This window comes from Kutzneria sp. NPDC052558, assembly GCF_044547355.1.
Lineage (GTDB): Bacteria > Actinomycetota > Actinomycetes > Mycobacteriales > Pseudonocardiaceae > Kutzneria.
The window spans coordinates 343,707-357,845 of record NZ_JBIUAG010000002.1 but is presented as its reverse complement, the minus strand read 5'-3'; the positions used below and the strand labels follow the sequence as shown (position 1 = coordinate 357,845).

The following is a 14,139-nucleotide window of genomic DNA, read 5'->3' as shown; positions in this document are numbered from 1 at the left end:
CCACGATGGACACACGCTTCCAGGCCAACCTCTCCGAGATCCGCCGCCGGGTCGACGACTATCTGGCCGAGCTGTTCGACACCACGCTGCGCGACGACTGGAAGACGGCCGACCTCGACGAGTTCGGGTTCTCGCTGCTGCGGGAGGCCGCGCTCGGCGGCGGCAAGCGCATCCGGCCCGCCTTCACGCAGTGGGCGTTCCTGGCCGGCGGCGGCGGCGTCGAGGACGACCTGGCCATCCGGGCCGGCGCGGTCTTCGAGCTGCTGCACACGTTCGCGCTGATCCACGACGACGTCATGGACGAGGCCGACACCCGGCGGGCCATGCCGACCTTGCACATCTCCTTCGCCGAGCGGCACTTCGCGCTGGGACTGCGCGGATCCGCCAAGCGCTACGGCGAGAACATGGCCATCCTGCTCGGCGACTACACCCTGCTGGTGTGCGCCCGGCTGGCGGGTTCCCTTCCACCGCAGGCACAGCAGGTCTTCTACCGGGCGGCCACGCGGCTGATGCACGGCCAGTACCTCGACCTGGAGACCTCGGCCATGGGGGAGTGGCACGAGGAAGTGGCGGCGACGACCGCCGAGCTGAAGACGGCCAGCTACACCGTCGAGGGCCCGTTGCTGGTCGGCGCCGGCCTGGCCCCGCGCGGGGCCGAGCTCGAACCGCACCTGCGCTGCTACGGCCGCGCGGTCGGCCAGGCCTTCCAGCTCCGCGACGACCTGCTCGACCTGTTCGGCAACGAGGCGCAGACCGGCAAGCCGATCGGCGGCGATGTGGTGCAGCACAAGGCAACCCGGCTGCTGGAGATCGCCCGCCGCCGGGCCACCGCCGCCGAGCGGGCGGTGCTGGCCCGCGACGACGTCGACCTCGACACGGTCCGCGCCGTGCTGCACGACTGCGGCGCGGTGGCCGAGCTGGAACTGGTGATCGAGCAGCTGGTGATCGAGGCCGCCGCGGCGGTCGCCACCGCGCCGATGACGGCGCACGGACGGGAAATGCTGATCGACGCGGCGCGTTTCGCCGGCGAGCGGAAGTGGTGAGCACGATGCGGGAAGCGGCCTACATCCCCTGGGCGGACATGGATCCGGCGCTGCGGGCGATGATGGTCTACGAGCAGAACGACGCCTTCTCGGTGGCGCAGCCGCAGCCGATCCTGGACCGCCTGCGCCGCGAGTCGCCGGTGGTGCGCTGGGAGGCCGGCATCGGGTTCTTCGCCATGGACGACATCATGGCCGCCTGCCGCAACCGGTCCATCGTGTCCAACCATCCCGACACCGGCCGCCCGTTCGGCATGGGCTCGCGGGAGCCGCTGATCCCGCTCCATCTCGACGGTCTCGACCACCGACGCTACCGGCGGCTGCTGGAGCCGCTGCTGTCCTCGGCCAAGGTGTCGCCGATGGAGCAGGAGATCCGCAAGCTGGCCGACGAGCTGATCGACGGCTTCGCCGCCGACGGCCAGGCCGAGCTGTTCTCCGCCTTCTGCGCCCCGCTGCCGGCCACCCTGTTCCTCAACCTGTTCGGCCTTCCCTTGCAGGACATGACCTTCCTGACCGAGATGAAGGACCGGATCCTGGAGAACGAGGGCGCGGACCTGGCCCAGCGGGAGGAGATCGGGATCGAGGCCGGCGACCGGATGCGGGCCCGGCTGCACGAGCGGCTGGCCGAGCGCCGCCGCGAGCCGCACGCCCGGGACGACCTCATCGGCCGGTTCATGACCTTCGAGGTCGACGGCGAACGCCTGACCGACGAGGAGATCGTCAACATCCTGCACCTGTTCACCATCGCCGCGCTGGACACCGTGACCTCCGCGCTGTCATGCATGTTCGCCTGGTTCGCCGCGAATCCCGAGCAGCGCCGGCAGGTCGTGGCCGACCCGTCGACGCTGCCGGGCGCGATCGACGAGCTGATGCGCCTGGAGACCCCGGTGACCGCCGGCGGGCCGCGCTGGGCCAGCGAGGACACCGAGGTCAACGGCATCCCGGTCAAGCGGGGCGAGCTGGTGTTCCTGTGCTGGGGCAGCGGAAACCTCGACCCGTCGGCGTTCGAGGACCCGCTGGAGCCGAAACTGGACCGCAAGATCAGCCGGCACCTCGGCTACGCCGCCGGCGCGCACCACTGCCTCGGCATCCACCTGGCCCGCCTGGAGATGCTCGTCGCCGTCGACCAGTTCCACCGGCGCATCCCCGACTACCACATCACTCCCGGCGAGCAGCCGGTCTTCCGGCTGGCCGGCGTCCGGCAGGCCCGGCACCTGCCGATCACGTTCGCCTGAGCCGGGAGGGGAACCGGCATGCTGGAAGTCCTCGGCACCGCACCCTCGCCGCGCCCCGACGACGGCGACGCGCTGAAGGTCATCGCCGAGCTGTCCCGACGGGCCGAGCGGCACGGCGTGAACGGACTGCTGGCCTTCTACAACCACCGTTACCTCGATCCGTGGGCGGTCGCCGGCGCGATCATGCAGAGCACCGCCACGGTGTCGCCGCTGGCCGCGCTGCAACCGTACGCGCTGCCGCCGTTCACCGCGGCCAAGCTCATCCACGGCATGACCCGGCTCTACGGGCGGCGGGTCGACATCAACCTGATCACCGGCGCGGCCAGCGAGGAACTGGGCCAGCTCGGCGATTCCCTCGACCACGACCAGCGGTACGAGCGGGCCACCGAGTACGCCAAGGTGCTGCGGGCGCTGCTGTCCGTCGACGAGCCGCTGCACCACGAGGGCCGCTTCTACCATTATCGAGGTTTGCGGGCCCATTCCTGGCTGCCGCCCGAGGATCGGCCGCGGGTGTTCGTCGCCGGCTCTTCGCCGGCGTCCCGGCGGGCCGCCGAGGAGGTCGGCGACATCGCCATCACGCACCCGGAACCCGTCGACCAGTTCGCGCAGACCTTCCTCGACGGCAGCCGAACCGTGCGTATCGGCATCCGGGTCGGCCTGATCGTCCGGGACACCGACGAGCAGGCCTGGCGGGTCGCCCACGACCGCTACCAGAGCGACCGGCGGACCCGCCTGAAGACGGCCATGCGCCGCAAGTCCGATTCGGACTGGAGCCGGCGGATGGCCACGCTGTCGGCCGATGTCCACGACGACGTGTACTGGACCGGGGCGTACCAGGCCGACAAGGGTTCCATGCCGCTGCTGGTCGGCAGCCACGACCGGGTCGCCGACTACCTGGACCGGTATCTGGCGCTGGGCGTGGACACGCTGCTGCTCGGGGATCTCCCCACCGAAGAGGATTTCCGCCACGCCGGCGCGGTGCTCGCCGACGTGCGCGGACGGATCAAGCTGTGAAGGGAAGTCCGATGACCACGCAGGGGTTTCCCTCGGCGGCGCAGTCGGTGCCGGTGGCCATGCTCGCGCTGGCCACGCTGGCCGACCTGCGGTCCTGGCTCGCCGGGCCGGCGGCCGGCCTGCGGGGCCTGCCGATCGAGGCCATGGCCATCTCGGCCGCGGCGATCTCACCGTGGCGCAGCCCCGCACAGCTGGCCCCGACCGCCCGGATGTTCGTCTGGGCCTACGCCTTGGACAACCACATGGATCGGGTCGCCACCGATCTGGCCGAGCTCGACGACCTGCTGGACCGGTGCCGGGCGGTCGTGCGCACCGGCGCGCCGGACACCAGCCATCCGCTGCTCAGCGCGCTTTCCTCCTGCCAGCGGGAGTTGAGCCGCCAGCCGCTCTATCCGGCGCTGGCCGACCTGTGGGTGGCCAAGTTCGACGGCGACCTGCGGGGCTGCCGCTACGACTGGCTGGCCGGACGGTCCGAAGTGGACCGCACCGACGTCGCCGACTACCTGGCCCACGCCACCAGCATCTCGCAGTGGATCAGCCACTTCCCGATGTGGGCCACCTACGGCGAGGCCGACCTGCTCGACCACCTCGACGTCCTGGTGGCCGCGCTGGACGACCTGGTCGTCGCCATCCGCCTGGTCAACGACCTCGCCACCTTCCCGCGGGAGAGCGCGGGCGAGAACGAGAACAACATCCTGATGTACGAGGGCGTCACCGAGGAGTGGGTGCGCGCCGAGCTCGTTCGCTGGGCCGACTCCGCCGTCCGCCGCCTGTCCCCCTTGGTGGAGCAGGACTTCCCGCCGGCCGTCGAACTCATCCGCCTGCTGGAGTGGTCGACCGGCTTCTACTCCTGCGGCGACTTCCGCGGCTGGGGCTCGGACGCCCCGGTGACGCCGGCCACGGGTCATCCCCCGGTGGGAGTGTGAGTGCGGTGCTCGACTGTCACCTCGTTTCCCCGCGGGGCTGCCAGGCCTTGACCTCGATCGCGGTGGGGTCGAGTCCGTCCGGCAGGCCGGTGACCTCGATCGTGGCGGTCTCGCCGTCGCGCAGGTCGAGATAGTTGGTGTGGAAACGGGTGCCCGGCGCCGGCGTGAGCGCGTGCACGAAGTAGGCGAAGCCCCTGGCCGTGATGGCCAGCGAGGCCGTGCCCCGGCCGGTGCTCGTGGCGACGACGTCCAGGTGGGGCGCACCGAACGGAATGTCCTTGATTTCGGCGAAGAACAGCCGGTTCGACGGGAAGTCGCCGTCCACCCAGGCATAGCGGTCGGCGGTCAGCTCCAGGCCGTCGCCGGTCCACACCACACGGGAGTCGCCGGCCGCGACGGTCGCGGTGACGTCCTCCCGGAGGTGTTCCTTGCCGTCGAAGCCGGCGATGGTGACGGTCGCGGCGGCGGTCACCTCGGCGCGGCCGCTGTTGCTCAGCCACAACTCCAGGCGATCGCCGTCCCGGCGGAAACTGGCCAGCACCGGCGCGAAGGCGCGGGCCAGGTAGTGGTAGCCGGCCTTGGGCGTCAGGTCGTGGTCCACGACCGACCAGCTGAAGCCGGGCCACACGTCGTTGAACTGCCAGACCAGCGTGCCGTTGCAGTGCGGCTGCCGGCGCCGGTAGTGCTCGACGCCGAACTTCAGCCCCTCGGCCTGCGACACCATGGTGAAGTCCACGTACTGCTCGATCGTCTCGGGCAGGCCGGTCACGATCCGCAGCACCGCGTCGTGCTTGTTCTTCAGGCTGTCCTTGTTGTGGTGATCGAACGATCCACTGTGGACGTACAGTTGGTCCGGCGGCAGGCAGCGGCGCAGGGTCGCCAGCTCGGGTGACGCGTGGATGCCGAACTCGCTGATGAACTTGCCCCGGTCGTCGGCATAGCGCCGGTAGTGCCGCGCGTCGCCGGGGTTGTCGTAGGTGCGGGCGTTCGGGCCGAAGTTGACGCCGTGCCACACCTCCCAGGCGTGCCGGTCCCCGTCAGTGGCCCCGTTGACGGCGGCGACGCCTGCGCCGGAGTCCTCGCCCCACGGGCTGCCCGGCCAGTAAGGGGTCCGGCCGTCGAACTCGGCCACGGCGCCGGGCAGGACATGGTAGAAGAAGGCGTGGCCCCAGTCGCCGGGCTCGTGGTCGCCGTAGGCCACCCCGTGCAGCATCTGCACTTCGTTGTTGCCGCACCACAACGCCAAGCTCGCCCGGTTGCGCAGCCGCTTGACCTGGTGTTCGGCCTCCCGAGCCACCTCGTCGGCCAGGACGCCGTCGCTTTCCGGATAGTCCGTGCAGGCGAAGAGAAAGTCCTGCCACACCAACATACCCAGCTCGTCGCAGGCCTGGTAGAAGGCATCCTGCTCGTAGATGCCGCCGCCCCAGACCCGCAGCATGGTCATGCCGCCGTCGCGGGCCAGGCCGACCAGGGCCCGCACCCGGTCCGGCGTGACCGAGCCGACCAGCATGTCCGCGGGAAGCCAGTTGGCGCCACGGGCAAAGATCGGCGTGCCGTTGAGGACGAAACGGAACAGGCGACCGCCCACGGGATCGGGCCCGCGGTCGAGCGCGATGGTGCGCAGTCCGATCCGATCGGTCGTGTGGTCGACGATCGCCATGCCGGCGGACAAGGTGATGGACACGTCGTACAGCGGCTGGTCGCCGAGATCGTGCGTCCACCACAGTTCCGCGTCGGGCACGGTGATGACGCGCTCCGCGCGGCCGTCCACCACCGGCAGTTCCACCACAGTGCGCCGGCCGGTCGGCGCGATGAGCGCGATCCTCGCCGTGAGTTCGGTGTCCGCGCCGAACGGGTCGACCTCGACCAGCACGCCGACCGTCGCCGAGCCGTCCGCGGCGATCGAGTAGGTGCGGATGTGGTGTCCGGTGAGCACGGCCGTCCGCTGCACGCGCAGTTCGACCGGCCGCCAGATGCCGATCGACGGCACGCGCGGGCCGAAGTCCCAGCCCCAGGAGAAGGCCGCCTTGCGGCGCTGGGACGCGATCGGCATGACCGTCAGCATGGTGCCTTCGGCGGCGGCGGATGTCGTGTCCTCGGCCTCCCGCAGGGCCGCGAAGGCGGGGTCCTCGGCGAACCTGGCGAACACCGCGTCCAGCCGTTCCCGCAGCCCGGCCCCCGCGGCCGACGCGGTCAGGCCGAGCAGCGGCGGGGAGAAGCGCAGCATCAGCTCGTTGCGGTCGCGGAGCCGGTCGGTGACGTCGAATTCGGCCGGCCGGAACATGTTCTCGTGGTGGCCGAGCGGCGCGCCGTTCAGCCAGATGTCGACCACGGTGTCCAGGCCGTGGAACACCAGCCGCGCCCGCCCGTCCTCGGCCGGGCGCACGAACGAGGCCCGGAACCACCAGTCGCGGTTCTCGATCCAGCGGATGTCGCGCTCGTTGCGATCGAGGTAGGGATGGGCGATCCGGTCGGCGGCCAGCAGCGACTCGTGCACCCCGCCGGGCACGACGGCGGGCAGCCAGCCCGCGGCCGGCAGGTCCGACATCTCGAGTCCGACCTGGGTGTCGATCAGCTCGAAATCGGTGATCTGCAAGACTTTCTCCTTATCACAGGCCAGGTTTCTCGCGGCCCGTCTCCGGCACCCGCAGGACGGCGGCCGCCCCGAGCAGGGCCAGCACGGCCAACGTCAGGAACAGCAGGGGAAAGCCGCCGACACCGAGCAGCGCGGGGGCGGCGAACGGCACCAGGGACTGCGGCAGCGCGCTGGCGACGCTGATGATCGCCATGTCCTTGCCCGCGTTCTCGGCGTCGGGCAGCAGCCGCACGCACAGCGCGAGGTCGACGGCCAGGAAGGTGCCGGTGCCGATCCCGCCCAGCACGACCGCGACGAACACGGTGGCGAGGCTGCCGGCCGTGGCCATCAGCCCGAGCGAGATCGCGGCGAGCAGGCCGGCGAGCATCACGAACGGCCGCTGCCGCCCGACCGCGTCCGAGAGGTAGCCGGCCACGACGCTGGCCCCGGCGATGCTCAGCACGCCGGCCAGTCCGGCCCAGACCAGGACCGAGCCGACCCGGGCGGACGGGATGCCGAGGTGCTGCATGAGGAAGAACGTGTTGTAGCTGCTGGCCGAATAGGCGCACATGATCAGGAACCGCACCAGCCAGGCCCAGCCGAACGCGGGGTGGCGGCGTGGGTCGAACCAGAACGCGCCGGCCAGGGCACGCAGGTCCAGTGGCGGCTTCGGGGAGGTGTCGGGCGGATCGCGGAACAACAGCACGGCGGCGAGAGTCGCGGTGAGGGCGGCGGCCGCGACGATCAGCCACTGGGCGGGGCCGCTGGCCGGGGCGGCGTTGGCCAGGCCGACGCCGAGGATCGGGCCGGCCGCGGTGGCCAGCCCGACCAGGCCGGACACGCCCCCGCGCCGGTCGGGCGGGACCTGGTCGGCCACGATCGCGTTGTTCGCGGCGTACTGGAAGTTGCCCGCCGCCTGGGCCAGGCACCATAACAACACAACCTGCCAGACCGTGGTGGCCACCGTCATCGCGACCATCACGAGGGCGAGCACCAGCGACCCGGTGAGCATCCAGGTGCGCCGCCGGCCGAGCCGGGCGCGGGTGCGGTCGCTGATGCGGCCCGCGATCGGGCTGGACACCAGCGCGCACAGCGCGCCGAAGCCGGTGACCACGCCGAACGCCGAGGTCGCGGCCGGGCCCTCGCCGACCATCGTGGTGAGGCGCAGCGCCAGCAGCAGCTGGAGCTGGGTGATCACCGCCATGTTCACGCCGAGCTGGCTGAGCATGATCGCCGGGACGAAGCGGCGCAGGGACACGCCCCGGGCGGACTCGTGCTTCTCATCGGTGGACGGGGCGGAGGGCGCTCTCCGCCACAGCGAGGTCATCCGCCGCAACCGTCGGTCTCGGCGGTCAGGACGCCGTCGGGAGGGGCGCGGTCGGTCGCGGGCGCTGTCCGCTCGATCCGTCCACCTTCTGGCCAGCGGCGTACACCCCGGCCAGCGCCGCCCACAGGACACAGCCGGCGAGGGTGACGAGCCACAAGATCTGCGTGGCCCCGATCACGACGCAGAACACCAGGTTCACCACGGGAACGCCGCCGATGACCAGGAAGATCGGGAGATCGTCGGCCAGCGACAGTCGGGCGCTCATCCGGCCGCGCCAGAACAGCGCGAGCAGGACGGCCGGCACGACGAGCAGCACCGCCAGCATGACCACCTCGGCCGGGCTTCCCGGCGCGAAGAACGGGGTCAGGTACAGCAGGAAGGACGTGATCGGGGAGAACATGCACAGCAGCGCGGCCAGGGCGGCCGCGACCGGGTAGACGTAGCCCACTGCCTTGGCGTATCCCGACTTCCGGTGCCACCAGCGGCCGAGCAGGAAGAACGTCGCCGCGTAGCCGACCAGCGGGGCCCAGCCGGTGAAGTTGCTGACCGGCTCGTCGTAGATCATCACGTGACCGGGCGGCGTGTGCCAGGTCCAGCGGGCGACCCCGTCGTGGAAGTCCTTCACCGCCACGGTGTCCAGCGAGAAGTCGGCGACGATCGCGACGAGGCCGGCCGTGAGGGGCTTGAGCCAGGTCGGCATCCGCGTCGCGGCGAGCACCCGCAACGTCGAGTAGGTCAGGATCGCCTCGAACACCGGCACCGACAGCGGCACGTTGAACACCATGACCAGGGACTGGCCGAACGTGTACAGGTGCGCCAACGTCGCGGCGTTCTCGAACACGGCCGAGTACAGCAGCGTGAACGAGCACAGCTCCATCGCCCGGGCGGCCGGATGTGGCTCCCGGCGGACGATGTAGGCGATCACGATCGCCGCGAGCACATAGACCACCAGATCCTGGACGACCCAGGTCGGAACGAACGTGAACGTTGTCATCGCGCCCTCATGACCTCTGGTTATACGAGTAAGTTACACGAGTAACCTACCGCCGTGTCGCCGGTCACGCAACCGGGGTTGGTGTTTGGATCGGGAAAAGCCCTGGTCAGACCGAGTCGCGGTGGACGATCTCGATCAGGTCGTCGTCGGTCGTCGTCACCCGGGCCAGGTCGCAGCCGGCCGCGATGAGCAGGTCCGTGGCCAGCACGCGGGCGATGAGGGCGCTGTCCAGCCGGACCGTCGTCAGCGCCGGAAACGCGAACCGGGCCAGCGGGATGTCGTCGAAGCCGATCACGGCCAGGTCCCGGGGGACGGTCAGGCCGGCCACCCGCGCCCCGGCCAGCACGGCGATGGCGGTTTCGTCGTTGGCCGCGACGACGGCAGTCGCGCCGCCCTCGTGCACGGCTCGGACCTGGCGGGCCAGCGCGGGCAGCTCGCCGTCGGCCGCCAGCTCGCCGATCACGGCGATGCCCAGCGCGGCGGCCCGGGCGCGGACCTCCCGGTGGCGGGCCGCCGTGACGACATCGACGTGAGTCGAACTGGGCTGGGCGAAACAGAGCGCGCGGTGCCCGGCCTGCGCGAGCACGTCGACCTGCATCGACGCCCCTTGGGTGAGCATGAGCGACTTCAGCTCGGCGTCGGGCTGGAGATCGGCGCCGTCGAATTGTTGAATGCCCAGCCGGCGCAGGTTCTCGATGTCGCCGTCCGTGAACGGAACCAGCGATGCGACGGCGAACGGCGACACCATCGACGCCATTTCCGACACCGACAGCGGCGAGGTCGTCGTGGAGTGCGTGAGCAGCGTGAAGCCGCCATCTCGGACGGTCGCGGCGAACGACGACAGGAACACGGTCATCTTGTGGCTGCCGTCGAATCCGGACGTGTCGAGCAGCACCAGGTTCGTGCGCCCCCGCTTGAGCGCCGCCGCCGAGGCCGACGGCACGTAGTCGAGCTCCGCCGCCGCGGCCAGGATGCGCTCCCGGGTCGCGTCCGGGATCCGGTGACCCGGCACGTCGTTGAGGACGTAGCTGACCGTCGCCCGGGACACGCCGCTCAGCCGGGCCACATCGGCGCTGGTCGCTCGCTTCACGCCGCTGAGCCTAACCGCGTTCGCCGCCGGGGGTTTCCGCACCGGCCGCCGCCCGTGGTCGACGACCAAGTCCGAGCAACGAGTTGGCCCCGCGTTGAGACGCCGATCACGATTGCATATGGAAGACGGTCTTGTACGGCGTTCAAGACCGCGCTACCGTTCTTGTGCAGCGACCAAATCTGGGGAGAGGAAATCGACGTGATCGAGAAGGACGTCGTCATCGTCGGGGCCGGCGCGGTCGGCCTGAGCCTGGCCATGCAGCTCGGCCGCCTGGGCGTGTCCAGCCTCGCGGTGGACCGGCGCGCGGCCACCAGCGACCACCCGCGGGCCCGGGGCATCAACACGCGCACGGCGGAGCTGATGCGGCAGTGGGGAATGGAGGGCGCCATCCGTCGCAACGCGTTGCCGCCGGAGGACTTCTGCTTCGCCTACCGCCGCGATTCCATGCGTGGCCACGAGTACGGCCGCACGGTCACCGACGACGGGATCGACGTGCCGAGCGCGATGCCGCGGCTGCTGGTCCCGCAGGACATCATCGAGGACGAGCTGCGGGAGCGGGCCCGGGAGTCGGCCGAGATCCGGCTGCGGACCGAGGTCGAGGACTTCGAGGAGACCGAAACCGGCGTGCTGGCCACGATTCGCGACCTGCGCACCGGGGAGGTCCAGCAGACCCGCAGCCGCTACCTGGTCGCCGCCGACGGCGCGATGAGCATGGTCCGGCAGCGGCTGGGCATCCCGATCGAGGGCAACCCGCTGATCGGCTACTGGCTCGGAATCTACTGGAAGAGCGCGGATCCCCGGCTGTGGGCGACCTACCTCGAGCAGCCGAGCATGGCCTACTACGCGATCGACCAGGACGACGTGGTGGTGGTCTCCGCGGTCGACCGCACGAACCGGTGGCTGACCTTCCGGATCCTGCCGGCGGTGACGACCCGGCCGGCGCCGCCCTCGCACGATGAGGCGCTGCGCCTCGTGCGCAAGGCCACCGGCCTGCCCGATCTCGACCTGGATCTGGTCAACGTGCAGGTCTGGCGGGTGAGCGCCCAGGTCGCGAAGTCCTACCGGCAGGGCCGGATCTTCCTGGCCGGCGACGCCGCCCACCTGCTGCCGCACACCGGCGGGCTCGGCATGAACACCGGGATCCAGGACGCGCACAACCTGGCCTGGAAGCTCGGCCTGGTGCTGCGCGGCCACGCCGACCCCGCGCTGCTGGACAGCTACGAGGCCGAGCGGCGGCCGGTGGCCGAGCAGAACGCCGGCTGGTCGGTCGGCAACAACGACACCCTCAAGCGCATCATCGCCTCGGCCCGCGCCGAGGACGGGCCGGGCGTGACCGCGGCGATCGAGGCCGAGAACGACCACGTCCGCCAGGAAGGCGCGGAGCTCGGCTTCGCCTACCGGTCCCACGCGGTCGTCGGTGACGGCACGATCCCGCCCGCCCCCAGCCAGACCGTCTACACCCCGACCGCCGTCCCCGGTTGCCGCGCGCCGCACGTGTGGCTCGACCGCGGCGGCGAACGGATCTCCAGCATCGACCTCCTGCACTCGCGGTTCGTCGTGCTGGCCGGTGCGCACGGCGGCGCGTGGGTCGCCGCGGCCCGGGCGATCGCCGACGACACCGACATCCCGATCACCGGCCACACCGTCGGGCCGAACGCCGAGATCACCGATGTCGACGGCGATTTCCTTGACACGTATGGCATTTACGTGGACGGTGCGGTGCTGGTCCGTCCGGACGGGCATGTCGCGTGGCGGGCCCAGTTCATCGACGGCGCCGACACGACGCCGCTGATCGAGGCCCTGGAGCAGGTGCTGGGGCGGTCGGTCCGGGCCGCCGAGCCGACATCGGTCGTGGTCTCCTGAGGGGGCGTCATGATTGCCGCACAAGTGAAACGGCCCGGCGGCCCGGCGGCCATCGAGATCGTCGAGACGCCCGATCCGGTGCCCGGCCAGGGAGAGCTGCTGGTGTCGGTCTCCGTCGCGGGCGTGAACTACGTCGACACCTACTACCGGTCCGGACTCTATCTGCGGCAGCCGCCGTTCGGTCTCGGCACGGAAGGAGTCGGCACGGTCGTCGTGGGCGCGGGCGAGTTCCAGGTCGGGGACCGGGTCGCCTGGTGCGAAGCGCCGAACAGCTACGCCGAGTTGGTGACGGTGCCGGCCGACCGGGCCGTGCGCGTCCCCGCCGGCCTCACCGACGAACTGGCCGTGGGCGCGCTGCTCCAGGGAATGACCGCCCACTGCCTGGTGGATTCCACCTTTCCCGTGGCCGGCGGCGATGTCGTGCTGGTGCACGCGGCGGCCGGCGGTGTCGGCCTGCTGCTCACCCAGCTGGCCAGCGCCCGTGGGGCGCGGGTCATCGGCACCGTGTCCACCGACGAGAAGGCCGCCCTGGCAAGGGAAGCCGGCGCGGCCGAGGTGATCCGCTACGACCGGCCCGGGAGCCTGGCGGCCGAAGTCCTCGCGCTGACCGAAGGCGAGGGCGTCCACGTCGTCTACGACGGCGTCGGCGCGACCACGTTCGACCTCAGCCTGGCCAGCCTGCGGCGGCGCGGAACGCTGGTGCTGTTCGGCACGGCCAGCGGCCCCGTGCCGCCGGTGGATCCGCAACGCCTCCGGCTCGGCGGATCCCTGTACCTGACCCGACCCACCCTGTACGACCACATCGTCACCCGTGCGGAACTGGAACACCACGCCGAGGCCGTGTTCGACGCCGTGACGGCCGGGGAACTCAAGATCCGGGTCGGCCACGAATACCCCCTGGCGCAGGCCCGTCAGGCCCACGAGGACCTCCAGGGCCGGCGCACCACCGGCAAGCTGCTGCTGCGGATCTGATCAGAAAGGCTGTTGGAACCATGGAAACGAAGCACCGCGACCTCGTGAACGACTGGTTCGCGTGGACCGCCGACCTGTGCGCCGACCCCGAGCTCGCCACCCTCGGCGAGGTCCACCGGCTCTGGGCCGACAACGGCCGGATCGTCACCCACGGCGCGGTCCGGGCCGACGGCATCGCCGCCCTGGAGAAGCTGTTCGGGCTGTTCCCGTCGCAGTACGAGACAGTGGCGGTCCAGCAACCGTTCCACACCTACATCGAGGCCGGTGACCAGGTCGTTCTCGAGTTCGACATCCTCATCGGCGCCCGGGAACCCGCGTCCCGACAGGAGTTCCGGGTGATGATGATTCTCTCCATAGTGGACGGAAAGATCGTCGAGATGCGGGAGGTCTCGGCGGTCAAGGCCGGCGGATTCTGACCAGTCGGGCCCGGGGGAGACGTCCCCCGGGCCTCTATACTTGGCCCGTGGCCGACACTCAGCGCCCTGCCGCCCCGGTGAAGGCCGGCATCACGCTCCAGCGCGTCATCGACGCGGCGTTCACCGTCCTGGACCGGGACGGCATCGGCAAGCTGTCCACCCGGGCCATCGCCGCCGAGCTCGGCGTGCAGACCAACACCGTGATGTGGCACATCCAGACCAAGGACCGGCTGCTGGAGCTGATGGCCGACGCCATCATGGGCGAGGCCGATCTGGAGGACCTACCCGGCGCGCCGGCCGAGCAGGCGGCCGAGCTGATGCGACGGCTGCGCCGGGCCATGCTCGCGCACCGGGACGGCGGCTCGATCGTGGCCGGGACCTTCCCGGTCGAGCCGCACACGCTGGCCTTCGCCGACCGCATGCTGACCACGCTCTTCGGCTGCTGCCCCACCCGCAAGTCGGCCGCCTGGACCTCCTTCACCCTGCTGTACTTCACGCTCGGCCTGGTCCAGGAGCAGCAGGCCACCCCCGGCGATTTCCGCGGCCGCCTGCGCGAATCCGTTGACCAGCACCACTTTCCCGGCCTCAGCTCGGTGCTCGCCGACTACGTCTCCTTCGACTACGACGAGCGCTTCGCCTTCGGCGTGGACCAGATCCTCCGCTCCGCCGTCGTCGCGGAGGACTGAC

Annotated in this window: 12 protein-coding genes; 8 read left to right on the top strand and 4 right to left on the bottom strand. The window is 70.9% G+C overall.

The features are described from left to right. Positions 1–5: 5 nt before the first annotated feature. The 4 genes from ACIG5F_RS04675 to ACIG5F_RS04660 are packed head-to-tail and all read left to right on the top strand — an operon-like array spanning position 6 to position 4,215. Positions 6–1,043, top strand: a complete 1,038-nt coding sequence (locus ACIG5F_RS04675) for a polyprenyl synthetase family protein (RefSeq protein WP_396516378.1) — start codon at positions 6–8, stop codon at positions 1,041–1,043. Between the two features lie 5 nt (positions 1,044–1,048). Beyond that, positions 1,049–2,275: a cytochrome P450 gene (locus ACIG5F_RS04670; RefSeq protein ID WP_396516000.1), complete on the top strand. Its 1,227-nt coding sequence runs from the start codon at positions 1,049–1,051 to the stop codon at positions 2,273–2,275. 18 nt (positions 2,276–2,293) lie between these two features. Next, positions 2,294–3,289 (top strand): LLM class flavin-dependent oxidoreductase, encoded by a 996-nt coding sequence (locus tag ACIG5F_RS04665; protein WP_396515999.1) that lies wholly within the window; start codon positions 2,294–2,296, stop codon positions 3,287–3,289. A gap of 11 nt (positions 3,290–3,300) precedes the next feature. Further along, a complete protein-coding gene (locus tag ACIG5F_RS04660) occupies positions 3,301–4,215 on the top strand; it encodes a hypothetical protein (protein ID WP_396515998.1) in 915 nt (304 codons plus the stop codon). A 16-nt stretch (positions 4,216–4,231) separates the two neighbouring features. Here the strand turns inward: ACIG5F_RS04660 and ACIG5F_RS04655 are convergent, their stop codons facing one another. The 4 genes from ACIG5F_RS04655 to ACIG5F_RS04640 form a co-directional block, all read right to left on the bottom strand. Further along, on the bottom strand, positions 4,232–6,811 hold the full coding sequence (locus ACIG5F_RS04655) for a glycoside hydrolase family 2 protein (protein WP_396515997.1): 2,580 nt from the start codon (positions 6,809–6,811) through the stop codon (positions 4,232–4,234). A gap of 13 nt (positions 6,812–6,824) precedes the next feature. Next, complete coding sequence (locus tag ACIG5F_RS04650) at positions 6,825–8,117, bottom strand: MFS transporter (protein WP_396515996.1); 1,293 nt, start codon at positions 8,115–8,117, stop codon at positions 6,825–6,827. Positions 8,118–8,142: 25 nt separating this feature from the next. Continuing rightward, entirely contained in the window at positions 8,143–9,111 is a 969-nt protein-coding gene (locus ACIG5F_RS04645) for a hypothetical protein (RefSeq protein WP_396515995.1), read from the bottom strand. Positions 9,112–9,217: 106 nt separating this feature from the next. Further along, a complete protein-coding gene (locus tag ACIG5F_RS04640; protein ID WP_396515994.1) occupies positions 9,218–10,201 on the bottom strand; it encodes a LacI family DNA-binding transcriptional regulator in 984 nt (327 codons plus the stop codon). Positions 10,202–10,399: 198 nt separating this feature from the next. Between ACIG5F_RS04640 and ACIG5F_RS04635 the strand changes: the two genes are divergently transcribed. From ACIG5F_RS04635 to ACIG5F_RS04620, 4 genes are read left to right on the top strand one after another with little or no spacing between them, the layout of a single operon-like run. Beyond that, positions 10,400–12,064, top strand: a complete 1,665-nt coding sequence (locus ACIG5F_RS04635; RefSeq protein WP_396515993.1) for an FAD-dependent monooxygenase — start codon at positions 10,400–10,402, stop codon at positions 12,062–12,064. A gap of 9 nt (positions 12,065–12,073) precedes the next feature. Further along, complete coding sequence (locus ACIG5F_RS04630) at positions 12,074–13,036, top strand: quinone oxidoreductase family protein (RefSeq protein ID WP_396515992.1); 963 nt, start codon at positions 12,074–12,076, stop codon at positions 13,034–13,036. A 20-nt stretch (positions 13,037–13,056) separates the two neighbouring features. Continuing rightward, positions 13,057–13,452, top strand: coding sequence for a nuclear transport factor 2 family protein (locus ACIG5F_RS04625; protein WP_396515991.1), 396 nt, complete (start codon positions 13,057–13,059; stop codon positions 13,450–13,452). A 47-nt stretch (positions 13,453–13,499) separates the two neighbouring features. Next, positions 13,500–14,138, top strand: a complete 639-nt coding sequence (locus ACIG5F_RS04620) for a TetR/AcrR family transcriptional regulator C-terminal domain-containing protein (RefSeq protein WP_396515990.1) — start codon at positions 13,500–13,502, stop codon at positions 14,136–14,138. Position 14,139 lies beyond the last annotated feature (1 nt).

Coding starts and splice junctions, on each gene's coding strand:
- ACIG5F_RS04675 (WP_396516378.1), top strand. CDS start 6: ATGGACACACGCTTCCAGGCCAACCTCTCCGAGATCCGCCGCCGGGTC.
- ACIG5F_RS04670 (WP_396516000.1), top strand. CDS start 1,049: ATGCGGGAAGCGGCCTACATCCCCTGGGCGGACATGGATCCGGCGCTG.
- ACIG5F_RS04665 (WP_396515999.1), top strand. CDS start 2,294: ATGCTGGAAGTCCTCGGCACCGCACCCTCGCCGCGCCCCGACGACGGC.
- ACIG5F_RS04660 (WP_396515998.1), top strand. CDS start 3,301: ATGACCACGCAGGGGTTTCCCTCGGCGGCGCAGTCGGTGCCGGTGGCC.
- ACIG5F_RS04650 (WP_396515996.1), bottom strand. CDS start 8,117: ATGACCTCGCTGTGGCGGAGAGCGCCCTCCGCCCCGTCCACCGATGAG.
- ACIG5F_RS04645 (WP_396515995.1), bottom strand. CDS start 9,111: ATGACAACGTTCACGTTCGTTCCGACCTGGGTCGTCCAGGATCTGGTG.
- ACIG5F_RS04630 (WP_396515992.1), top strand. CDS start 12,074: ATGATTGCCGCACAAGTGAAACGGCCCGGCGGCCCGGCGGCCATCGAG.
- ACIG5F_RS04625 (WP_396515991.1), top strand. CDS start 13,057: ATGGAAACGAAGCACCGCGACCTCGTGAACGACTGGTTCGCGTGGACC.